Source organism: Micrococcus sp. 093350064-1, assembly GCF_053627955.1.
Window position 1 is genome coordinate 35,382 of record NZ_JBSEYU010000001.1, and the last position, 20,802, is coordinate 56,183.

Here is a 20,802-nt window from a genome sequence, read left to right on the forward strand (position 1 = left end):
CCGGCCCCCCGTCCGTGTCCAGGCCCGACTGGCATCATGGCGGGGTGACGCACGGATCCCTCACCGACTACACGCTGCCCGCCCCCGCCCCGGCGGACGACGACGGCGCCCCGCGCGCCGTCGCCCTGATCGGCTCCACGGGCTCGATCGGCACCCAGGGCCTCGACGTGATCGCCCAGGACCCCACCCGGCTCCGGGCCGTCGCGCTCGCGGGCGGGGCGAACACGACCCTGCTGGCCGAGCAGGCCGTGCGCTTCGAGGTCGAGGCGGTGGGCTCCGCCGCGGCGGGGGAGGAGGAGCTGCGCGTCGCCCTCGCCGACGCCGCCGCCCGCCTCGGGCGCCCGTCCCCCCGACCCGTGCTGTTCACCGGCCCGTGCGCCGCCGAGCAGATCGCCGCGTGGCCCGGCGCCGACACCGTGCTCAACGGGATCACGGGCTCGATCGGCCTGCGGCCCACCCTCGCCGCCCTGCACGCCGGCCACCGCCTGGCCCTGGCCAACAAGGAGTCGCTCATCGTCGGCGGGGCCCTCGTGAAGGCGGCCGCGGCGCCGGGCCAGCTCGTGCCGGTGGACTCCGAGCACTCCGCGCTCGCGCAGGCGCTGCGCGGGGGCACGGCGGACGAGGTCCGCCGCCTCGTGCTCACGGCCTCGGGCGGGCCGTTCCGCGGCCTGGACCGCGCCGCCCTGCACGCCGTCACGCCCGCCCAGGCCCTCGCCCACCCCACGTGGGACATGGGCCGCGTCGTCACCACCAACTCCGCCTCCCTCGTGAACAAGGCCCTCGAGGTGATCGAGGCCCACCTGCTGTTCGACGTGCCCCTGGACCGGATCGACGTCGTGGTCCACCCGCAGTCCGTGGTCCACTCGATGGTCGAGTTCGTCGACGGGTCCACGCTCGCCCAGGCCTCCCCGCCGGACATGCGCCTGCCCATCGCCCTGGGGCTGTGCTGGCCGCGCCGTCTCTCGGGCGCGGCCCCGGCCTGCGACTGGACGCGGGCGGCCACCTGGACGTTCGAGCCCCTCGACGAGGAGGCCTTCCCCGCGGTACGGGCCGCGAAGGAGGCGGCGGCCGCCTCGCCCACCCACATGGCCGTGTTCAACGCCGCCAACGAGGAGTCCGTGGACGCCTTCCACGCCGGCGCCCTGCCCTTCGACGGGATCGTGGACACGGTCCGCGCCGTCGTCGCCGACTATGCCCCCGAGCACGTGCTCGCCGCGGCCGGCCACGACCCCGCGCCGACGGGGCTCACCGTGGATGCCGTGCTCGCCGCCGAGGCCTGGGCGCGCCGTGCGGCGCGGGCCCGCTGGTGACCGTCGTGGAGATCCTCTGGTACGTCGCGGGCGTCCTCGCGGTCGCGCTGGGCCTGGCGGTCTCGATCGCCCTGCACGAGATCGGCCACCTCGTCCCGGCCAAGCTCTTCGGCGTGCGCGTCACGCAGTACATGATCGGCTTCGGCCCGACGCTCGTCTCGTGGCGCCGCGGCGAGACGGAGTACGGGTTCAAGGCCGTGCCGCTGGGCGGCTACGTCGCGATGATCGGGATGCTGCCCCCGCCGCGGCCCGGGCAGACGCCCCGCGCGGCGTCCACGGGCTTCGTCCAGCAGCTGGGCCGCATGGCCGACGACGCGCGGGCCCAGGCCGCCGAGGAGGTCCGCCCCGGCGACGAGCACCGCCGCTTCCTCGCCCTGCCGGTGTGGAAGCGGGTGGTGATCATGCTCGGCGGGCCGTTCATGAACCTGCTCATCGCGCTGGGCGCCACCGCCCTGCTGGTCACCACGGTGGGCACCTCGCAGCCCAGCACCACCGTCGCCGAGGTCTACCGGTGCGTGGTCACGATGCAGGAGCAGCAGGCCCGCGCCGCCTCCGGCGGGACAGAGGACTGCCGCCCGGGCGATCCCGCCGCGCCCGCCCACGAGGCGGGACTGCGCCCCGGCGACACCGTGCTCGCCTTCGACGGGCGGCCGGTCTCCGACTGGGACGCCCTCTCCGCCGCGATCCGGGACCGCGCCGGACAGCCCACCCGGATCGAGTGGGAGCGCGACGGCGAGCGGATGAGCGCCACCCTGACCCCGCGCCTGACGGAACGGCCCGTGACGGACGCGCTGGGCCGGCCCGAGCGGGCCCCGGACGGGACCGTGGCGACCCACGAGGTCGGGTTCATCGGCATGGGCGCGCAGCTCGAGACGGTCCGCGGCACCCCGCTCGACGCCGGCCCGCTCGTGGCCCAGCAGGTGCGGGGCGTCGTCGACGTCGTCCTCGTGCTGCCGCAGCGGCTGTGGGACACCGCCGTCGCCGTGGTGACCCCGGCCGAGCGCGACCCGGACGGCCCGATGTCCGTGGTGGGAGTCGGCCGGATCGCCGGGGAGGCGGCGGCGCTCGAGGAGGCCACGCTGACGGACAAGGCCGCCCTGCTGCTGTCCCTGCTGGCGGGCGTGAACGTGGCGCTCATGGTGTTCAACCTCATCCCGCTGCTCCCGCTCGACGGCGGCCACGTGGCCGGCGCCCTGTGGGAGGCGGTGCGCCGCGGTTGGGCCCGGATCACGGGCCGCCCGGACCCGGGGCCGTTCGACCTGGCCCGCATGCTGCCGCTGACCTACGCGGTGGGCGCGGCGATGCTGCTCATGGGCGTCATCCTGATCGTGGCGGACATCGTGGAGCCGGTCCGGCTGTTCTGAGCCCGGCCCGTTCGCCGTGGGCGGTCGCCCCGCGCCCCGGGGCGCCCGCGCGCCTAGGATGGACCGGAGAACCCGGCGGCCCCGCGCCGTCGACCCCGAGAACCCATGAGGAGCGCCCCCGTGCCCGTCAGCCTTGGAATGCCGTCCGCCCCGCCGCCCGTGCTGGCCCCGCGCCGCACCACCCGGCAGATCCAGGTGGGCTCGGTGGGCGTCGGCTCGCAGCACCCCGTCTCGGTGCAGTCGATGACCACCACCAAGACGCACGACATCGGCGCGACCCTGCAGCAGATCGCCGAGCTCACGGCCGCCGGCTGCGACATCGTCCGCGTGGCCTGCCCCACGGACAAGGACGCCGAGGCCCTCAAGGTCATCGCCCAGCAGTCCACCATCCCCGTGATCGCGGACATCCACTTCCAGCCGAAGTACGTGTTCGCGGCGATCGAGGCCGGCTGCGGCGCCGTGCGCGTGAACCCGGGCAACATCAAGAAGTTCGACGACAAGGTCAAGGAGATCGCGCAGGCCGCCTCGGACCACGGCACCTCCCTCCGCATCGGCGTCAACGCCGGCTCCCTGGACCCGCGCCTGCTGCAGAAGTACGGCAAGGCCACCCCGGAGGCCCTCGTCGAGTCCGCCGTCTGGGAGGCCTCCCTCTTCGAGGAGCACGGCTTCAAGGACTTCAAGATCTCCGTCAAGCACAACGACCCGGTGATCATGGCCCGCGCCTACGAGCTGCTCGCCGAGCAGGGTGACTGGCCGCTGCACCTCGGGGTCACCGAGGCCGGCCCGGCCTTCCAGGGCACCATCAAGTCCGCCACCGCCTTCGGCTACCTGCTCGGCCAGGGCATCGGTGACACCATCCGCGTCTCCCTCTCCGCGCCGCCGGTCGAGGAGGTCAAGGTGGGCCTGCAGATCCTGCAGTCCCTGAACCTGCGTGAGCGCAAGCTCGAGATCGTCTCCTGCCCCTCGTGCGGCCGCGCCCAGGTGGACGTGTACACGCTGGCCGAGCAGGTCACCGAGGGCCTCCAGGACCTCGAGGTCCCGCTGCGGGTGGCCGTCATGGGCTGCGTCGTCAACGGGCCGGGCGAGGCCCGCGAGGCCGACCTCGGCGTCGCCTCCGGCAACGGCAAGGGCCAGATCTTCGTCAAGGGCGAGGTCATCCGCACCGTGCCCGAGGACCAGATCGTGGAGACCCTCATCGAGGAGGCCAACCGGATCGCCGGCGAGATGGACCTGGGGGAGGACGGCGGTGACCAGGCTGCCGCCGGTGCCCCGGTGGTCTCCGTCCACTGACCGGGAGGTCCGGGCCGCCACGGGTGACCGCGTCCGCCTGCTGACCGACGCGGACACCGCCGCGCTCGCGGCCCTGTCCGCCCGCGCCCCCGTGTCCAACGTGTTCGTGGACTCCCTGCTCGAGGCGGGCCGCCTGGCCGGCCCGCGCGGGGGAGCGGCGGGCACCCTGTTCCTCGGGATCGACGACGACGCCCCGGGCGCCGGCGCGCTGCGCGCGGCCGTCTGGATCGGCTCGAACGTGGTGCCGGTCGCCGCGTCCGAGGCCCCGGACGCCGGCTGGGCGCCGGGCGACGCGGAGGCGCTCGGCGCGGCGGCCGCCGCGCTGCGCCGCCGGTACGGGTCGATCTACGGCCCGGCCGGTCCCGTGCTGGCCGCCGGCGAGGCCCTCGCCGCCGCGGGCCACCGGTCCCGGTCCGTGCGCCCCGACCAGCCGCTGCTCGTGCTGGGCACGGCCGGGGGGATCGACCCGAACCCGCACGTGGTGCAGGCGCAGCCACACGACTTCGCGCGCGTCCTGCCGGCCAGCGCGGCGATGTTCGAGGAGGAGCTCGGCTTCTCCCCATTCGCCGGGGGCGCGGCCCAGTACCGGGACCGCGTCGAGCGGCTGATCCACACCGGACGCGTCTTCATCGACCCGGGACCGCGCGACGCGGGCGGCCCGCTGCGCTTCAAGGCGGACATCGGGCTGCTCTCCTCCCGGTGCGCCCAGATCCAGGGCGTGTGGATGGCCCCCGCCGCGCGCGGCCGAGGACTGGCGGCGTCGGCGATGGCCGCCGTCGTGGACTACGTGCGACTCCAGGCGCCCGTGGTCAGCCTCTATGTCAACGCGTACAACACCCCCGCGCTGCGCACGTACGAGCGCGTGGGGTTCGAGCGGCGCGGCACGTTCGCGACCGTCCTGTACTGACCCGGCGGGCCCTGCGCGGGCGATAGGATCGGCGGTCAGGACGCCGGGCACCCCGTGCCGGCGTCGTCCCGTCCCGCGCGCCGCCCCGACCGCGCGAGCCCGTCCGAGGAGGCCCCGTCATGCCCCTGCGCATGTCCACCCTGTTCCTGCGCACCCTGCGCGACGACCCGGCGGAGGCCGAGGTGGCGAGCCACAGGCTCCTCGTCCGTGCCGGCTACATCCGTCGCGCGGCCCCGGGCATCTACTCGTGGCTGCCGCTGGGCCTCAAGGTGCTGGCCAAGGTGGAGCGGATCGTGCGCGAGGAGATGGACGCGATCGGCGCCCAGGAGGTGCACTTCCCGGCGCTGCTGCCGCGGGAGCCCTACGAGGCCACGGGGCGCTGGGATGAGTACGGCGACGGGCTGTTCCGCCTGCAGGACCGCAGGGGCAACGACTACCTCCTGGCCCCCACACACGAGGAGATGTTCACGCTCCTGGTGAAGGACCTGTACTCCTCGTACAAGGACCTGCCCGCGTACCTGTACCAGATCCAGACCAAGTACCGGGACGAGGCCCGCCCGCGCGCCGGCCTGCTGCGCGGGCGCGAGTTCATCATGAAGGACTCCTACTCCTTCACGGTGGACGACGCCGGCCTGGACGCCGCGTACGAGGCCCACCGGGCCGCCTACCTGCGGATCTTCGACCGCCTCGGCCTCGAGGTCGTGCCGGTGCGGGCCACCTCCGGTGCGATGGGCGGCTCCCGCTCCGAGGAGTTCCTGCACCCCACCGAGGTGGGCGAGGACACCTTCGTCGAGTCCGACGGCGGCTACCGCGCCAACGTCGAGGCCGTCACCACGGTGGCCCCCGCCCCGCTGGACGAGGCAGCCATGGCGGTCCTGCCCGCCGCCGAGGTCAAGGACACCCCGGTCTCCACCACCATCGCCGCGCTCGTGGACGTCGCCAACCAGCTGGCCCCGCGCGACGGCGAGCCGTGGACCGCCGCGGACACGCTCAAGTGCGTCGTGGTCACCGCGGTGGTGGACGGCGGCGAGCGCCGCCCGTTCGTCGTGGGCGTGCCCGGCGACCGTGAGGTGGACCTCAAGCGTCTCGAGGCCTCCGTGGGCCCGGCGCTCGGCGTGGTCGGCGAGCCCACGCTCGAGGCCGCGACCGCCGCGGACCTGGCCGCGCACCCCGCCCTGGTCAAGGGCTACATCGGCCCCGCGGCGGCCGACGCGGTCGAGGGCACCCCGGTCCTCGGCGCGGAGGGCTCCGTCTCGGGCCTGCCCTTCTTCGTGGACCCGCGCATCGCCCCCGGCACCGCGTGGATCACCGGCGCGAACGCGGACCAGCGCCACGTGTTCGGCCTCGTGGCCGGCCGCGACTTCACGTGGGACGGCGTGCTCGAGGCCACCGCGGTGCGCGAGGGCGACCAGGCCCCGGACGGCTCCGGCCCGCTGCACACCCGCCGCGGCATGGAGATGGGCCACATCTTCCAGCTCGGCCGCAAGTACGCCGAGGCCCTCGACCTGAAGGTCCTCGACGTCCACGGCAAGCAGGTCGTGGTGACCATGGGCTCCTACGGCATCGGCATCACGCGCGCCGTCGCCGCGATCGCCGAGCGCTACCACGACGACAAGGGCCTGGCGTGGCCGCGCGCGGTGGCCCCGGCGGACGTGCACGTCGTCGTCGCCACGAAGGGCGAGGACGGCCTCGCCGCCGCCGAGACCCTCGCCGCGGGCCTCGAGGCCGAGGGCCTGACCGTGCTCGTGGACGACCGTCCGAAGGTCAGCCCCGGCGTGAAGTTCAAGGACGCCGAGCTCATCGGCGTGCCCACCACCGTGGTGATCGGCCGCGGCCTGGCGGACGGCGAGCTCGAGCTCAAGGACCGTGCCACCGGCGAGGCGCGCCCCGTGCCCGTGGACGGGGCCGTCGCGGCGGTGCTCGCGGAAGTGCGCGACGGGCGCTGAGTGGTTCGGCGCCGTCGAGCTGACCGCCGGGCTGCTCGTCCTCGTGCTCGCCGCGGGCTTCGCGGCGGGCTGGATCGACGCCGTCGTGGGCGGGGGCGGGCTCCTGCAGCTGCCGGCCCTGCTGCTCGTGCCCGGGCTGAGCCCGATCCAGGCCCTGGCCACCAACAAGCTCGGCTCGGTGTTCGGCACGGCGACGTCGGCGCTCACCTACCGGCGGCGCCTGCGGCAGGATCTGTCCACCGCACTGCCGATGGCCGCCGTCGCCTTCGCGGCGGCCCTGGGCGGGGCCGTGGTCGCCGCGCATCTGCCGGCCGGCGTGATCCGGCCCGTGATCCTGGCGGCGTTGATCGCCGTCGCCGTGTTCACGGCCGTGCGCCCGGGCCTCGGACAGGTCGCCGGCGTGGGGCCGCGGCGGAGCACCGCGCTGGCCCGGGCCGTGGCGCTCGGCGCGGCGGTGGGCTTCTACGACGGCGTCCTCGGCCCCGGCACGGGCACGTTCCTCATCCTGGGGCTGGTCCTGCTGCTCAAGTTCGACTTCCTGCACGCCTCGGCACAGGCGAAGGTGGTCAACCTCGCGACCAACCTCGGCGCGCTCGCGTACTTCGTGCCCTCGGGGCACGCGGTGCTGGGCCTGGGGCTGCTGCTCGGCGCGGCCAACCTCATGGGCGGCTACGTGGGGGCCCGCATGGCGATCGCCCGCGGCACCGGCTTCATCCGCGTGGTGTACCTCATGGTGGTGACCGCGCTCATCGTTAAGGTCGGCGCGGACACCCTCGCCCCGCTGCTGCGCTGAGCTCGCCCCGTCCAACCCGGTCGGGAGCACTCGGCCCCGCCGTGGGCCGCCGGTAGGCTCGGCCCCGGATCCCGACCCCGGCCCCCGCCCGCGTGGCGCGGCGGCCCCGACCCGACGAGTGAGGCACCCCATGGACAGCACCGACCGCCGCGACGACCTCGCCGAGCTGCGCACCCGCGTCGAGGAGGCCCTGGCGGCCGACGACGTGGTGGTGGAGCAGGTGCGCGCCACGGGCACCGCCGAGCACCGCACCGTCGAGGTGGTCCTCGACCGCGCCTCGGGCACCCAGGGCCTGAGCCTGGACGACGTCGCCCGCCTCTCCGGCCGGGTCTCCGCCGCCCTCGACGCCCTGGGCGACCACGTGCCCGGCGTCGGCGCGGGGGAGTACCTGCTGGAGGTCACCACCGCGGGCGTGGACCGCCCGCTCACCGAGCCCCGCCACTTCGCCCGCAACGTCGGCCGTCTCGTCGAGGTCTCGGTCGACGGCGCCGCGCCCGTGACCGCCCGCCTGAAGGACGTGACGGACGACGACGTCGAGCTGGCCGTGGTGCGCCCGCCCGCGAAGAAGGGCATGAAGGCCAAGGAGCTGCCCGCCGAGCGGGTCGCCCTCGACCGCCTCGGTCCGGCGATCGTGCAGGTAGAGTGGAGCCCCGCTCAGCAGGCCGGCGACGCCGACGCCGCCGCGGGCGAGGACACGGCCGAGCACACGGAGGCATGAGTTGGACATCGACATGAGCGCGCTGCGCATGCTGGAGGCGGAGCGGGAGATCCCGATGGACCGCCTCATCCCCACCATCGAGCAGGCCCTGCTCATGGCGTACCACCGCACCCCGGGGGCCCTGAAGCGCGCCCGCGTGGAGATCGACCGCGCGACCGGCCACGTCACCGTGTGGGCCACGGAGCTGGACGAGGACGACACGCCCATCGGCGAGTTCGACGACACCCCGAACGGCTTCGGCCGGGTGGCCGCCTCCACGGCGCGCCAGGTGATGATCCAGCGCATGCGCGAGGAGGACGACGACAAGGTCCTCGGCGAGTTCAAGGACAAGGAGGGCGAGCTCGTCTCCGGCGTCATCCAGCAGGGCCTGAACCGCCACATGGTCCAGGTGAACCTCGGCACCCTCGAGGCCGTCCTCCCGCCGCCCGAGCAGGTGCCCGGCGAGGACTACGCCCACGGCCGCCGGATCCGCGCCTACGTGGTCTCCGCGACGCGCGGCGCCAAGGGCCCGTCCGTCACGGTGTCCCGCTCGCACCCCGGCCTCGTGCGCAAGCTCTTCGAGCTCGAGGTCCCGGAGATCGCGGACGGCTCGGTCGAGATCACGGCGCTGGCCCGCGAGGCCGGCCACCGCACCAAGATGGCCGTGCGCGCCACCCGCCCCGGGGTGAACGCCAAGGGCGCCTCCATCGGGGAGATGGGCAGCCGCGTGCGCGCCGTCATGACGGAGCTCAACGACGAGAAGATCGACATCGTCGACCACGTGGACGACCCCGCCGCGATGATCGCCAACGCCCTCTCGCCCGCCACGACCGTCTCGGTGGAGATCCTCGACGCGGACCAGCACTCGGCCCGCGCCGTGGTGCCGGAGTACCAGCTGTCCCTGGCCATCGGCAAGGAGGGCCAGAACGCCCGCCTCGCGGCCAAGCTCACGGGCTGGCGGATCGACATCGTCGGCGACGGGGTCACCACCTCCGCCCCGGGCCGCTGACCGTCCCCGGGAACAGATCCGGGCCCGGACGCGCTAGGATGGATGAGGTCCTTTCTCGATCCGACGCCCGTGAGGGGTGAACGCATGACGTCTCGGACGGTCGTGCGCACCTGCATCGGATGCCGATCGAGGGCGGACCAGCAAGAGCTGGTGCGCGTCGCCCTGGACTCCTCGACGGAACCCCCATCCGTCGTCTGGGACCCGGAACGACGCCGTCCCGGCCGGGGTGCGTGGCTGCATCCCGGCGAGGACTGCCTCCTCCTCGCCCTGCGCCGCCGCGCGTTCGGGCGGGCCTTCCGGTCCGCCGTCGACGCCGACGCGCTGGGCCGCACCGCGGAGGCACCGGCTGACAGACCGACAGATGAAGGCGGGTCAGAGATCTGATGCGTACCCGATGAGCACTGAAGCATGAGTGCCCAGCGATGAACTTCACCCCCTGCTATCAGGCAGGCCGTGGTGCGCGTGCCCTGGTGGCGCGCGCGACGGCCTGGAGCAACGTCAACGGTCCCAGGACGCGCTGAGACGGACAGCCCGAGCGGCTCCGTTCCGGCCCGTGGGGCCAGAACAGGAGAACCGTGGCCAAGGTCCGCGTCCATGAGCTCGCCAAGGAGCTCGGCATCACCTCGAAGGAGGCCTTGAGCACGCTCAAGGACCTCGGCGAGTTCGTCAGCTCGGCTTCGTCCACCATCGAGCCCCCGGTGGTCAAGAAGCTGCGCAACGCCTACCCGGGTGCCGGCAAGTCCGCCGCCAAGCCCGGTTCCACGCCCGCCGCCCCGGGCCGTTCCGCCGCGCCGAAGCCGGCGGCCGCCCCGTCGCCGCGCGCCGCGGCCCCCACGTCGAATGCCGGCGCCCCGGCGCCCGGTCCCGCCGCGGGCCGCACCGCCGCGCCCAAGCCGGGCGCCGCCCCGACCCCCGGCCCCGCCGCACCGACGCCGGCCGCCCCGGCCGAGCCGAAGGCCCCGCAGCCGCCGGCCACGCCGGGGTCGGCCGTGCCGAAGCCGGGCGCCGCCGCGCCCAAGCCGGGTGCCTCCGCGCCCAAGCCGGGCGCCCCGCGTCCCGGCAACAACCCGTTCAGCCCCAAGGGCGGCTCCGCCGGGCCTCGCCCGGGCGCCCGCCCGGGCGGCCGTGGCGGTGCTCCGCGTCCGGGCAACAACCCGTTCGCCCCCTCGCAGGGCATGCGCTCCGGTCGTGAGGACCGCGCGCCTCGTCCGGGCGGCCCCCGTCCGCCGGCCGGTGCCGGCGGTCCCCGTCCGGGCGGTCCGCGCCCGGCCGCGGGCGCCGGCGGTCCCCGCCCCGGTGGGCCGCGTCCGAACCCGGGCATGATGCCCAAGCAGATCACCCCGGCCCCGCAGCCGGCCCGCGGCCGTGGCCGTCCGGGCGGCGGCCCCGGTGGCGGTCCGGGTCGTCCCGGCGGCCCGGGCGGCCGTGGCGGTCGCGGCAACGCCCAGGGCGCCTTCGGGCGCGGCGGCGGCCCGCGCAGGGGACGCAAGTCGAAGCGCGCGAAGCGCCAGGAGTTCGAGCAGCAGCACACGCGTGAGATCGGCGGCGTCAAGGTCCCCAAGGGTGACGGCACCACCGTTCTGCGCCTGCGCCGCGGCGCGTCCCTGGCCGACTTCGCCGAGAAGATCCGCGCCGACGTCGCCGACCTGGTGAAGGTGCTCTTCACCCTCGGCGAGATGGCCTCGGCCAACCAGTCCCTCGACGAGGAGACCTTCCAGCTGCTCGGCGACGAGCTGGGCTACAAGGTCCAGATCGTGTCCCCGGAGGACGAGGACAAGGAGCTGCTGGAGGCCTTCGACATCGACCTCGAGGCCGAGGCGGCCAACGAGGACGAGGCCGACCTCGAGCCGCGCCCCGCGGTCGTCACCGTCATGGGCCACGTGGACCACGGCAAGACGCGTCTGCTGGACGCCATCCGCTCCTCGAACGTCATCGAGGGCGAGGCCGGCGGCATCACGCAGCACATCGGCGCCTACCAGGTGCCCGTGGAGCACGAGGGCGAGCAGCGTCGCCTCACCTTCATCGACACCCCGGGTCACGAGGCGTTCACCGCCATGCGTGCCCGCGGTGCGAAGGTCACCGACATCGCCGTGCTGGTGGTGGCGGCCGACGACGGCGTCATGCCGCAGACCGTCGAGGCGCTCAACCACGCCCAGTCGGCCGGCGTGCCGATCGTGGTGGCGGTCAACAAGATCGACAAGGACACCGCCGCCCCGGACAAGATCCGCGGTCAGCTCACCGAGTACGGCCTCGTGCCCGAGGAGTACGGCGGCGACACGATGTTCGTGGACGTCTCCGCGCGCAACAACATCAACATCGACCAGCTGCTCGAGGCGATCCTGCTCACCGCGGACGCCGCCCTCGAGCTCACGGCGAACCCGCACAAGGCCGCCCGAGGCGTGGCCATCGAGGCCAACCTCGACAAGGGCCGCGGCGCCGTCGTCACCGTGCTGGTGCAGACCGGCACGCTGCGCGTGGGCGACACCATGGTGGTGGGCTCCGCCCACGGCCGTGTGCGCGCCATGTTCGACGAGAACGGCAACGCCGTGGAGGCGGCCGATCCGTCGCGTCCCGTCCAGGTGCTCGGCCTGTCCGCGGTGCCGCGTGCCGGCGACTCGTTCCTCGTCACCGACGACGAGCGCACCGCCCGCCAGATCGCGGAGAAGCGCGAGGCCGCGGACCGCAACGCCCAGCTGGCCAAGCGCCGCAAGCGCATCACCCTGGAGGACTTCGACCAGGCCGTGGCCGAGGGCAAGCTGGACACGCTCAACCTCATCATCAAGGGCGACGCGTCCGGTGCCGTCGAGGCGCTCGAGGACTCGCTGCTCAAGATCGAGGTCGGCGAGGACGAGGTGCAGCTGCGCGTCATCCACCGCGGCGTCGGCGCCATCACGCAGAATGACGTGAACCTGGCGACCGTGGACAACGCCATCATCATCGGGTTCAACGTGCGCCCCGCCGAGCGGGTCGCCGACCTGGCCGACCGTGAGGGCGTGGACATGCGCTTCTACAGCGTGATCTACGACGCGATCGACGACATCGAGAACGCGCTCAAGGGCATGCTGAAGCCGGAGTACGAGGAGGTCGAGCTCGGCTCGGCCGAGGTCCGCGAGGTGTTCCGCTCCTCCAAGTGGGGCAACATCGCCGGTTCGCTCGTGCGCTCGGGCCTCATCCGCCGCAACGCCCAGGCCCGCCTGGTGCGCGACGGCGTGGTGGTCTCCGATCACCTCAAGATCGAGTCGCTGCGCCGCTTCAAGGACGACGCCACGGAGGTCCGCGAGGGCTACGAGTGCGGCATCGGCCTGGGCAGCTTCAACGACATCAAGGAGGGCGACGTGATCGAGACCTTCGAGATGCAGGAGAAGCCGCGCGTCTGACGGCCGGGGCGGGGGCCCGCACGGGCCCCCGCCCTCCGCGTCCCACCCTCTGAACCATCACCACCGGAAGGAACCGCACCATGGCCGATCCGGCACGCGCCGGCCGTCTGGCCCAGCGCATCAAGGTCCTCGTGGCCGAGGCGCTGCGCCGCGGCGTCAAGGACGATCGCGTGGAGCCCGTCACCGTGACGGAGGTCCGCGTGACCAACGACCTGCAGCACGCCACCGTCTACTACACCGTCCTGGGCGACGAGGCCACGGTGGCCGCCGCCCACGAGGGCATCCAGGACAACCGCGGCATCCTGCGCCGCGAGGTGGGCCGCGGGCTCACCATCCGCCTGGTGCCCACCCTCGAGTTCGTGGCGGACACCGTCCCCGAGGCGGCCGCACACCTGGAGGACGTCCTCCGTGCGGCCAAGGAGCGGGACGCCGAGCTGGCGAAGGCGCGCGAGGGCGCGTCGTACGCCGGTGACGCGGACCCGTACCGCACCGCGGAGCCGGACGCCGACGCCGACGACGCCCCGCGCGCCTGAGGCCCGCGGCACGGTGAGCGCACGCAGCACCGGGGGACAGGCCCCCGACGCGCCGGGAACGGAGGCGTCGGGGGTCGTCCTCGTGGACAAGCCGCAGGGGTGGACCTCGCACGACGTCGTCGGGCGGGTCCGCCGGCTGGCGGGCACCCGCAAGGTGGGCCACGCCGGCACCCTGGACCCCATGGCCACGGGCCTGCTCGTGGTCGGCGTCAACAAGGCCACGCGCCTGCTGACCGCCATCACGGGCACGGACAAGACGTACACGGCCACGATCCGGCTCGGGCAGTCGACCGTCACGGACGACGCGGAGGGCGAGGTCGTGCAGACCCGGCTGGCCAACGCCGTCACGCCCGAGCGCGTGGCCGAGCAGGTCGCCGCCCTCACGGGCGAGATCCTGCAGGCGCCCTCGGCCGTCTCCGCCGTCAAGGTGGCGGGCCGGCGCGCCTACGATCGCGTCCGCGCGGGAGAGGACGTCACCCTCGACGCCCGCCCCGTCACCGTGCACGAGTTCACGGTGCACGAGCTGCGCCGGCTCGACGGCGGCCGGCTGGTCGACCTCGACGTCACCGTGCGCTGCTCCTCCGGGACCTACATCCGGGCGCTCGCCCGCGACCTGGGCGAGGCCCTCGAGACCGGCGGTCACCTGACGGCGCTGCGCCGCACCGCCGTCGGCCCGTTCGACGTGGCCGACGCGCTCTCGCTCGAGGCCCTCGCGGAGCGGTTCGCGATGACCGAGCTCTCCGAGGCCGCCGCCGGGCTCTTCCCGGTGCGCGAGCTGACGGAGCACGAGGCCCACGAGCTCGCCTTCGGGCGGGTCGTGGCGCCCACCGGCACGGGTGAGACGCTCGTCGCCGGGCGCGCGCCGGACGGCCGCGTCATCGCCCTCGTCTCCGACGTGCGCCGCCGCGGCGCCGACGTCGCCAAGCCCCAGCTCGTGTTCGCCCCGGCCGAGGGGCCGGGACAGGGAAGGACCGCATGATCCTCGACGCCTGGTTCTGGACGGGACTGGTGATCGGTGCCGTCTCGTTCGTCGTCTGCGTGGTGATGACGGCGATCCGCCGCCACCCCGCGGACGCCTCGATCCTCTCGGTGGCCGCCGTCGAGCTGTTCACGCTCGTCTATGCGGCGGCCGCCGCCGTCCGCCAGCTCGGCGGGGACACCCTGAACGGCCCCGGCTGGGAGTTCTGGGGCTACATCCTCACCGCCCTGATCGTGCCGGTGATCGCCGTGGGCTGGGCCGTCACGGACAAGACCCGGTGGTCCAACCTCGTGCTGGCCGTGGTCGGGCCCACGATCGCCGTGATGCTGCATCGCATGCAGGTCATCTGGTTCGGGCAGTGGTGAGGAGGATGGACATGGCACCCAGCGACGGCGCCCCCGCGCGCAACCAGGGTCTCGGCCGGATCATCGTCATGGTCTACGCGGTGTTCGCCCTCTCCGCGAGCGCGCGCAGCCTCTTCCAGATCCTCACGCAGTTCGACGCCGCCCCCGTGGCGTACACGCTCTCCGCGGTCGCGGCGGTCGTGTACATCGTGGCGACGTTCGCGCTCGCCCGCTCCGGCGCGCGCGCCTGGGCCGTGGCGCTGGGCGCCGTGCTCGTGGAGCTGGCCGGCGTGGTGGGCGTGGGCCTGTGGACCGTCCTGGATCCGGGGATGTTCGCCCACGACACCGTGTGGTCCCGGTTCGGCGCGGGCTACGGCTATGTGCCGCTCGTGCTGCCGGTGGTCGGCCTGATCTGGCTGCTGACGCACCGCCCCGCCCGCCCGGCCGAGGCGGGGGCGCTCTGATGCGGGTCTGGAACAGCCTGGACGAGGTCCCCACGGACCTGCCGCGCACCGTGGTCACCCTGGGCAACTTCGACGGCGTGCACCGCGGCCACCGGGAGGTGCTGCGCCGGGTCGTCGAGCTGGCGCGGGCCCGCGACGCCCTGGCCGTGGCCGTGACCTTCACCCCGCACCCGCGCGCCGTGCACCAGCCCGAGGTGCCCCACGTGGACATCATCAGCCCCGAGCAGCGGGTCGTCCTCCTGGAGGAGGCGGGTCTGGACGCGGTGCTCCTGCAGCGGTACACCCTCGAGTTCGCGGACCAGTCCCCGGAGGAGTTCGTCCGCGGCATGCTCGTGCACGGGCTGCATGCCGCCGTCGTGGTCGTGGGGCACGACGTGCGCTTCGGCCGGGGCAACACCGGCGACGTCGCGGAGATGGTGCGCCTGGGGGCCCGCTACGGCTTCGAGGTCGAGGCCGTCGAGGAGTTCCCCGCCGAGCACGGGGCCGAGCCGGAGCGCCGTTGCTCCTCGACGTGGGTGCGCGAGGCCCTGGCCGCGGGCGACGTCGCTCAGGCCGCGGCCGTGCTCGGCCGGCACCACGTGCTCGCCGGCGAGGTGGTGCACGGGTTCGCGCGCGGCCGCGAGCTCGGCTTCCCCACGGCGAACCTCGAGACGGATGTGCAGGGCATGATCCCGGCCGACGGCGTCTACGCCGGTTGGGTGCACGACGCGCACGGCGGCGTGTGGCCGGCCGCGATCTCCATCGGCTCGAACCCCACGTTCGAGGACGTCTCCCGCGTGGTGGAGGCGCACGTGATCGACCGCCATGACGAGCGGGTGGAGGACTTCGACCTGTACGGCCAGCACATCGAGGTCGAGTTCGTGGCCCGGCTGCGCGGGATGGTCGCCTACGAGGGCGTCGAGAAGCTCGTGGCGCAGATCACGCAGGACGTGGACGAGGCCCGGGCGATCCTGGCCACGACCCCCTCCGACCGGTGAGCGCCCCGGAGCCGGGCGCTCCCCCCGCTGTGCCGAACCTGCCGGGGCGCCCGGCCCGGGCCCGTCGGGCCGGGCCCAACCCCTTCGAGACCGGCGGGGAGCACTACGACGCCGTCCGCCCCTCCTACCCGGCCGCCGTGGTGGACCGCGTCCTGGCGGGCATCGCCGACGGCGCGGAGGTGGTGGAGCTCGGGGCCGGGACGGGACTGTTCACCCGGCTGCTCGCGGCCCGCCCGGCGGACCGGGTGCGGACGGTGACGGCCCTCGAGCCGTCGGCGTCGATGCGCGCCGTCCTGGAACGCGAGGTCGCGGCCGGCACGGGCGGGCGGGTGCGCGCCGTGCCGGGCACGGGCGAGGCCACGGGCCTGCCGGCGGCGAGCGCCGACGCCGTGGTGGCGGCCCAGGCATGGCACTGGATGGACCCGGCCGCGGCGAGCGCGGAGGCCGCACGGGTGCTGCGCCCGGGTGGGCGCCTGGCCGCGGTGTGGAACCAGCTCGACACGGCGGTGCCGTGGGTGCACCGTCTCACCCGGATCATGCACGCCGGGGACGTGCACGCCGCCCGGCCGGAGCAGCGCCGGTTCGCCGCCCCGTTCGGGGCGGAGGAGCACGCGCGCTGGGCGTGGACGCAGCCCATGACCGCGGCGGGGCTGCACGGACTCATGGCCTCGCGCTCGTACTGGCTGCGCGCGGACGAGCGGATCCGGTCCCGGATGACGGCCAACCTCGACTGGTACCTGCACGAGCACCTGGGCCATGCGGCGGACGCGGTCCTGCAGGTGCCCTACGTGACGGTGGCCTGGTGGGCGGCGCCGGTCAGGGGCGGGCGCCCACGGTGACCGGGACCGTCCGGGCGATCCCGGCCCGCCGCGCCTGCCAGAGCAGCAGCGCCGTGGCCACCGCGACCACCGCCACCGAGAGCAGCGTGGCCGCCGGGGAGCCGGCGGTCTCCGCGCCCACGTAGCTGTCCTCGACGGTGCCCACGAGCGTGCCGACGGCGATGATCACCACGTTGTTGACCACGTGGAGGGCGACGGCGGCCTCGAGCCCGCCCGTGCGCCACGTGAGCAGGACGGCGGCGACGGCGAACGCGGCGAGGTCCAGCAGGATCCACGGGTCGAGCGAGCCGTGGGCGAGCGAGAAGGTCGCCGCCGAGAGCACCGCGGTGACCGCGGCGGCCACGACCGGCCGGCGGATCCACGTGCCGACGGCCAGCAGCAGCCACCCGCGGAACAGGTACTCCTCGCCCGCGGCCTGGAACGGGGTGAGCACGAACGCCATGACGAGCAGCCAGACCCAGTCCTGCGCGCGCGGGGCCGTGGGGGCGCCGTCGAGGGCCCACGCGCCCAGCACGTAGGCGAGGAACAGCGGCGTCAGCACGACGACGCAGCGCGCCAGCCAGCGCCAGCGCACGCGGCCCTCGACCGAGTGGACGAAGCGGGCGGCGACGGGGTGGCCCAGCGCCACGGCCAGCAGCGCGACCCCGATCAGCGCGGCGAGCAGGAGGTTGTTCAGCAGCACCATGGGCGCGGAGTACAGGTCGAGGTCGGTCACGTCCGTCGGGTCGGCCGCGCCGAGCAGCGCGGGCCCGGACGTGGCGATCAGGGCGAGAGCGCCCAGCACGCCCCCGAGCACGAGGAGGCCCACCAGGCCGGCCAGCACGAGGCCGAAGGACGCGAGCGGGTTCCACCATCGGGCCCGCGGCGTGCGCAGCAGCGCGGGGTAGCCGTGGCCGATCAGCGGCAGATCCAGGGGCGGCGCGGGCGGCCGGAGGGGGAACGACGACGGGGCCGGGGAGTGGGGGACCGGTGGGGTGCTCACCGGGCCAGGGTAGGCGATGCGGTAGACTCGACCCTCGGCCTCCCTGCAGTCCGCGGTGGGGTGGGCCCCGCGTCGTCCGCCCCGGCGGGGCGCGGCCCGTGTTCGCGGTACCGAAGTGAAGGAGGCCCACCATGGCCCTGGATCCCGCTGTCAAGCAGCAGATCATCAAGGAGTACGCCACCCACGAGGGCGACACCGGTTCCCCCGAGGTGCAGATCGCGGTCCTGTCCCGCCGCATCAAGGACCTGACCGAGCACCTCAAGGAGCACAAGCACGACCACCACACCCGTCGCGGCCTGATGGCCCTGGTCGGTCGCCGTCGTCGCATGCTCGGCTACCTGCAGAAGGTCGACATCGAGCGCTACCGCGCGCTGATCGAGCGCCTCGGCCTGCGCAAGTGACCTGAGGAGGCGGCGCCGGAGCCCGCGGGAGACCCGCGAGCGCCGGCGCCGCCTTTCGTCTGCCCCCGGACGCACGTAGTGTGTCCCGGGGGAGAGATCGCCGCAGCCTGCGGCACTCCGGCGCGCCATGGCGCGCCTCCCCGCATCATCGACACACCCGACGGCTCCGCGCCCATCGCTCGCGGTCCTCGACAGTGGCTCCCGGACCCCGCCGCACGGCGGGATGCCGAGGGCCTCGATCGAAGACCAGGGGGACAGGGACGCCTGCGGCGCCGTCCACCTGAAAGGAGGCCCTCATGGAGGGTCCTGAGATCACCTTCGCCGAGGCCGTCATCGACAACGGCTCGTACGGCAAGCGCACCGTCCGCTTCGAGACCGGGCGCCTCGCCCAGCAGGCCGCCGGCGCCGCCATGGTCTACATCGACGAGGAGACGTCGATGCTGTCCGCCACCACCGTCGGCAAGTCGCCCCGCGAGGGCTTCGACTTCTTCCCGCTGACCGTGGACGTCGAGGAGCGCATGTACGCCGCGGGCCGCATCCCCGGCTCGTTCTTCCGCCGCGAGGGCCGCCCGTCCACGGACGCGATCCTCACCTGCCGCCTGATCGACCGCCCGCTGCGCCCGGCGTTCGTCAAGGGCATCCGCAACGAGGTCCAGGTCGTCGTGACCGTCACCTCGATCGCCCCGGACGAGATCTACGACACGGTGGCCATCAACGCCGCCTCCCTGTCCACGCAGCTGTCCGGCCTGCCGTTCTCCGGTCCCATCGGCGGCGTGCGCATGGCCCTCATGGACGACGGCTCCGGCACGCGCCAGTGGGTCGCGTTCCCGAAGCACTCCCAGCTCGAGGGCGCCGTGTTCAACATGGCCGTGGCCGGCCGTGTGGTGGGCGACGACGTCGCCATCATGATGGTCGAGGCCGAGGCGACCCCGGACTCCTGGACCCTGGTCAAGGAGCGCGGCGCGCAGGCGCCCACCGAGGAGATCGTGGCCGAGGGCCTCGAGGCCGCCAAGCCCTTCATCCGCGCCCTGTGCGAGGCCCAGGCCGACCTGGTCAAGCGCGCCGGCAAGGACCCGGTGGACGTCCCCGTGTTCCAGGACTACCAGGACGACGCCTACGCCGCCGTCGAGAAGCTCGCCACGGACCGCCTGACCGAGATCTTCTCCATCGGCGACAAGCAGGAGCGCGAGTCGGCCTCGGACGCCTACCTGCTCGAGGTGCTCGAGGAGCTCGCCGGCGAGGGCAAGGACTTCGCCGAGCGCAAGGGCGAGATCGCCAAGGCCTACGGCTCCCTCACCAAGCAGATCGTGCGCCGCCGCATCCTCACCGACCAGGTGCGCATCGACGGCCGCGGCCTGACGGACATCCGCAAGCTGACCGCGGAGGTGGAGGTCCTGCCCCGCGTGCACGGCTCCGCCATCTTCGAGCGCGGCGAGACCCAGATCATGGGCGTCACCACGCTGAACATGCTCAAGATGGAGCAGCAGATCGACTCGTTGGCGCCGGAGACGGCCAAGCGGTACATGCACCACTACAACTTCCCGCCGTACTCCACCGGCGAGACCGGCCGCGTGGGCTCCCCGAAGCGCCGCGAGATCGGCCACGGCGCCCTCGCCGAGCGCGCCCTCGTGCCCGTGCTGCCGGCCCGCGAGGAGTTCCCCTACGCGATCCGCCAGGTCTCCGAGGCCCTCGGCTCCAACGGCTCGACGTCGATGGGCTCCGTCTGCGCCTCCACCCTGTCCCTGCTGAACGCGGGCGTGCCGCTGCGTGCGCCCGTGGCCGGCATCGCCATGGGCCTGGTCTCCGCCGAGGTGGACGGCCAGACCCAGTACGCGGCCCTGACCGACATCCTCGGCGCCGAGGACGCGTTCGGCGACATGGACTTCAAGGTGGCCGGCACCGCCGAGTTCGTCACCGCGATCCAGCTGGACACCAAGCTGGACGGCATCCCGGCCTCCGTGCTGGCCGCCGCCCTGACGCAGGCCCGCGAGGCGCGCCTGCACATCCTGTCCGTGCTGAACGCCGCCATCGACGCCCCGGACGAGATGGCCCCCACCGCCCCGCGGATCATCTCCGTGCGCATCCCGGTGGACAAGATCGGCGCGGTCATCGGCCCCAAGGGCGCCATGATCAACCAGATCCAGGACGACACGGGCGCGGACATCACCATCGAGGACGACGGCACCGTGCTGATCGGCGCCACCGACGGCGCCTCGGCCGAGGCCGCGCGCTCCGCGGTGAACGCGATCGCCAACCCGCAGGTCCCCGAGATCGGCGAGCGGTACCTCGGCACCGTCGTGAAGCTGACCACGTTCGGCGCGTTCCTCTCGCTCACCCCGGGCAAGGACGGTCTGCTGCACGTCTCCGAGCTGCGCAAGCTCAACGAGGGCAAGCGCGTGGACGACGTCGAGGACGTGCTCGGCGTGGGCCAGAAGGTCCAGGTCGAGATCACCAAGATCGACGACCGCGGCAAGCTCTCCCTCTCCCCGGTGGTGGCGGAGTCCGACGCCGTGGCCGAGACCGCGGACGCGATCGAGTCCTCGCAGACCGAGGCCTGATCCGCCCCGGCCGGGCATGCCCGACCCGGTGA

General features: G+C 74.1%; 19 protein-coding genes. 18 read left to right on the plus strand and 1 reads right to left on the minus strand.

Annotation, left to right across the window (positions count from 1 at the left end; genetic code table 11):
• The first annotated feature begins 74 nt into the window (after nucleotides 1-74).
• The 16 genes from dxr (at nucleotide 75) to ACUW6W_RS00250 (ending at nucleotide 16,829) form a co-directional block, all read left to right on the plus strand.
• Nucleotides 75-1,310 (plus strand): 1-deoxy-D-xylulose-5-phosphate reductoisomerase, encoded by a 1,236-nt coding sequence (dxr, locus tag ACUW6W_RS00175; protein WP_336647012.1) that lies wholly within the window; start codon nucleotides 75-77, stop codon nucleotides 1,308-1,310.
• Nucleotides 1,307-2,674, plus strand: coding sequence for a M50 family metallopeptidase (locus ACUW6W_RS00180; protein ID WP_061866732.1), 1,368 nt, complete (start codon nucleotides 1,307-1,309; stop codon nucleotides 2,672-2,674). The genes dxr and ACUW6W_RS00180 overlap by 4 nt, the downstream gene beginning before the upstream one ends.
• Nucleotides 2,675-2,779: 105 nt before the next feature.
• On the plus strand, nucleotides 2,780-3,964 hold the full coding sequence (gene ispG / locus ACUW6W_RS00185) for a flavodoxin-dependent (E)-4-hydroxy-3-methylbut-2-enyl-diphosphate synthase (protein ID WP_061866731.1): 1,185 nt from the start codon (nucleotides 2,780-2,782) through the stop codon (nucleotides 3,962-3,964).
• Entirely contained in the window at nucleotides 3,939-4,871 is a 933-nt protein-coding gene (locus ACUW6W_RS00190; RefSeq protein WP_061866742.1) for a GNAT family N-acetyltransferase, read from the plus strand. The genes ispG and ACUW6W_RS00190 overlap by 26 nt, the downstream gene beginning before the upstream one ends.
• A 119-nt stretch (nucleotides 4,872-4,990) precedes the next feature.
• Nucleotides 4,991-6,817: a proline--tRNA ligase gene (locus ACUW6W_RS00195; protein ID WP_049147992.1), complete on the plus strand. Its 1,827-nt coding sequence runs from the start codon at nucleotides 4,991-4,993 to the stop codon at nucleotides 6,815-6,817.
• A gap of 43 nt (nucleotides 6,818-6,860) precedes the next feature.
• On the plus strand, nucleotides 6,861-7,610 hold the full coding sequence (locus ACUW6W_RS00200; protein WP_169577818.1) for a sulfite exporter TauE/SafE family protein: 750 nt from the start codon (nucleotides 6,861-6,863) through the stop codon (nucleotides 7,608-7,610).
• A gap of 130 nt (nucleotides 7,611-7,740) precedes the next feature.
• On the plus strand, nucleotides 7,741-8,328 hold the full coding sequence (locus ACUW6W_RS00205) for a ribosome maturation factor RimP (RefSeq protein WP_036314068.1): 588 nt from the start codon (nucleotides 7,741-7,743) through the stop codon (nucleotides 8,326-8,328).
• 1 nt (nucleotide 8,329) lies between these two features.
• Nucleotides 8,330-9,316 (plus strand): transcription termination factor NusA, encoded by a 987-nt coding sequence (nusA, locus tag ACUW6W_RS00210; protein WP_036314069.1) that lies wholly within the window; start codon nucleotides 8,330-8,332, stop codon nucleotides 9,314-9,316.
• 84 nt (nucleotides 9,317-9,400) lie between these two features.
• The gene (locus ACUW6W_RS00215; RefSeq protein WP_223247521.1) at nucleotides 9,401-9,700 is read left to right on the plus strand and encodes a YlxR family protein; all 300 of its coding nucleotides are present in this window, start codon (nucleotides 9,401-9,403) and stop codon (nucleotides 9,698-9,700) included.
• Nucleotides 9,701-9,891: 191 nt separating this feature from the next.
• Entirely contained in the window at nucleotides 9,892-12,693 is a 2,802-nt protein-coding gene (gene infB, locus ACUW6W_RS00220) for a translation initiation factor IF-2 (RefSeq protein WP_113913939.1), read from the plus strand.
• Nucleotides 12,694-12,773: 80 nt separating this feature from the next.
• Nucleotides 12,774-13,226: a 30S ribosome-binding factor RbfA gene (rbfA, locus tag ACUW6W_RS00225; RefSeq protein WP_036314977.1), complete on the plus strand. Its 453-nt coding sequence runs from the start codon at nucleotides 12,774-12,776 to the stop codon at nucleotides 13,224-13,226.
• A 13-nt stretch (nucleotides 13,227-13,239) separates the two neighbouring features.
• Entirely contained in the window at nucleotides 13,240-14,205 is a 966-nt protein-coding gene (gene truB / locus ACUW6W_RS00230) for a tRNA pseudouridine(55) synthase TruB (protein ID WP_078026112.1), read from the plus strand.
• Nucleotides 14,202-14,570, plus strand: a complete 369-nt coding sequence (locus ACUW6W_RS00235) for a hypothetical protein (protein ID WP_002855305.1) — start codon at nucleotides 14,202-14,204, stop codon at nucleotides 14,568-14,570. The genes truB and ACUW6W_RS00235 overlap by 4 nt, the downstream gene beginning before the upstream one ends.
• A gap of 11 nt (nucleotides 14,571-14,581) precedes the next feature.
• On the plus strand, nucleotides 14,582-15,013 hold the full coding sequence (locus ACUW6W_RS00240) for a hypothetical protein (protein ID WP_036314984.1): 432 nt from the start codon (nucleotides 14,582-14,584) through the stop codon (nucleotides 15,011-15,013).
• Nucleotides 15,013-15,990 carry a bifunctional riboflavin kinase/FAD synthetase gene (locus tag ACUW6W_RS00245; protein ID WP_036314988.1) on the plus strand — a complete coding sequence of 326 codons (978 nt, stop codon included), beginning with the start codon at nucleotides 15,013-15,015 and terminating at the stop codon, nucleotides 15,988-15,990. The genes ACUW6W_RS00240 and ACUW6W_RS00245 overlap by 1 nt, the downstream gene beginning before the upstream one ends.
• Nucleotides 15,987-16,829: a class I SAM-dependent methyltransferase gene (locus tag ACUW6W_RS00250; protein ID WP_060974128.1), complete on the plus strand. Its 843-nt coding sequence runs from the start codon at nucleotides 15,987-15,989 to the stop codon at nucleotides 16,827-16,829. The genes ACUW6W_RS00245 and ACUW6W_RS00250 overlap by 4 nt, the downstream gene beginning before the upstream one ends.
• Here ACUW6W_RS00250 and ACUW6W_RS00255 read toward each other — a convergent pair.
• Nucleotides 16,807-17,811, minus strand: a complete 1,005-nt coding sequence (locus ACUW6W_RS00255; protein ID WP_044658601.1) for a CPBP family intramembrane glutamic endopeptidase — start codon at nucleotides 17,809-17,811, stop codon at nucleotides 16,807-16,809. The two genes, ACUW6W_RS00250 and ACUW6W_RS00255, sit on opposite strands and share 23 nt — an antisense overlap.
• Nucleotides 17,812-17,942: 131 nt before the next feature.
• Here ACUW6W_RS00255 and rpsO point away from each other — a divergent pair, with 131 nt between their 5' ends.
• Together rpsO and ACUW6W_RS00265 are read left to right on the plus strand one after the other, a co-directional pair.
• Entirely contained in the window at nucleotides 17,943-18,212 is a 270-nt protein-coding gene (gene rpsO / locus ACUW6W_RS00260) for a 30S ribosomal protein S15 (RefSeq protein ID WP_017488396.1), read from the plus strand.
• Nucleotides 18,213-18,508: 296 nt separating this feature from the next.
• Nucleotides 18,509-20,770 (plus strand): polyribonucleotide nucleotidyltransferase, encoded by a 2,262-nt coding sequence (locus ACUW6W_RS00265; protein WP_454179604.1) that lies wholly within the window; start codon nucleotides 18,509-18,511, stop codon nucleotides 20,768-20,770.
• Nucleotides 20,771-20,802: the final 32 nt, after the last annotated feature.

What these genes read in the sequence shown, in the direction of transcription:
- ACUW6W_RS00235 (WP_002855305.1), top strand. Translation starts at nt 14,202, where the DNA reads ATGATCCTCGACGCCTGGTTCTGGACGGGACTGGTGATCGGTGCCGTC.
- rpsO (WP_017488396.1), top strand. Translation starts at nt 17,943, where the DNA reads ATGGCCCTGGATCCCGCTGTCAAGCAGCAGATCATCAAGGAGTACGCC.
- ACUW6W_RS00205 (WP_036314068.1), top strand. Translation starts at nt 7,741, where the DNA reads ATGGACAGCACCGACCGCCGCGACGACCTCGCCGAGCTGCGCACCCGC.
- ACUW6W_RS00245 (WP_036314988.1), top strand. Translation starts at nt 15,013, where the DNA reads ATGCGGGTCTGGAACAGCCTGGACGAGGTCCCCACGGACCTGCCGCGC.
- ACUW6W_RS00195 (WP_049147992.1), top strand. Translation starts at nt 4,991, where the DNA reads ATGCCCCTGCGCATGTCCACCCTGTTCCTGCGCACCCTGCGCGACGAC.
- ispG (WP_061866731.1), top strand. Translation starts at nt 2,780, where the DNA reads ATGAGGAGCGCCCCCGTGCCCGTCAGCCTTGGAATGCCGTCCGCCCCG.
- ACUW6W_RS00215 (WP_223247521.1), top strand. Translation starts at nt 9,401, where the DNA reads ATGACGTCTCGGACGGTCGTGCGCACCTGCATCGGATGCCGATCGAGG.
- rbfA (WP_036314977.1), top strand. Translation starts at nt 12,774, where the DNA reads ATGGCCGATCCGGCACGCGCCGGCCGTCTGGCCCAGCGCATCAAGGTC.
- ACUW6W_RS00265 (WP_454179604.1), top strand. Translation starts at nt 18,509, where the DNA reads ATGGAGGGTCCTGAGATCACCTTCGCCGAGGCCGTCATCGACAACGGC.
- ACUW6W_RS00240 (WP_036314984.1), top strand. Translation starts at nt 14,582, where the DNA reads ATGGCACCCAGCGACGGCGCCCCCGCGCGCAACCAGGGTCTCGGCCGG.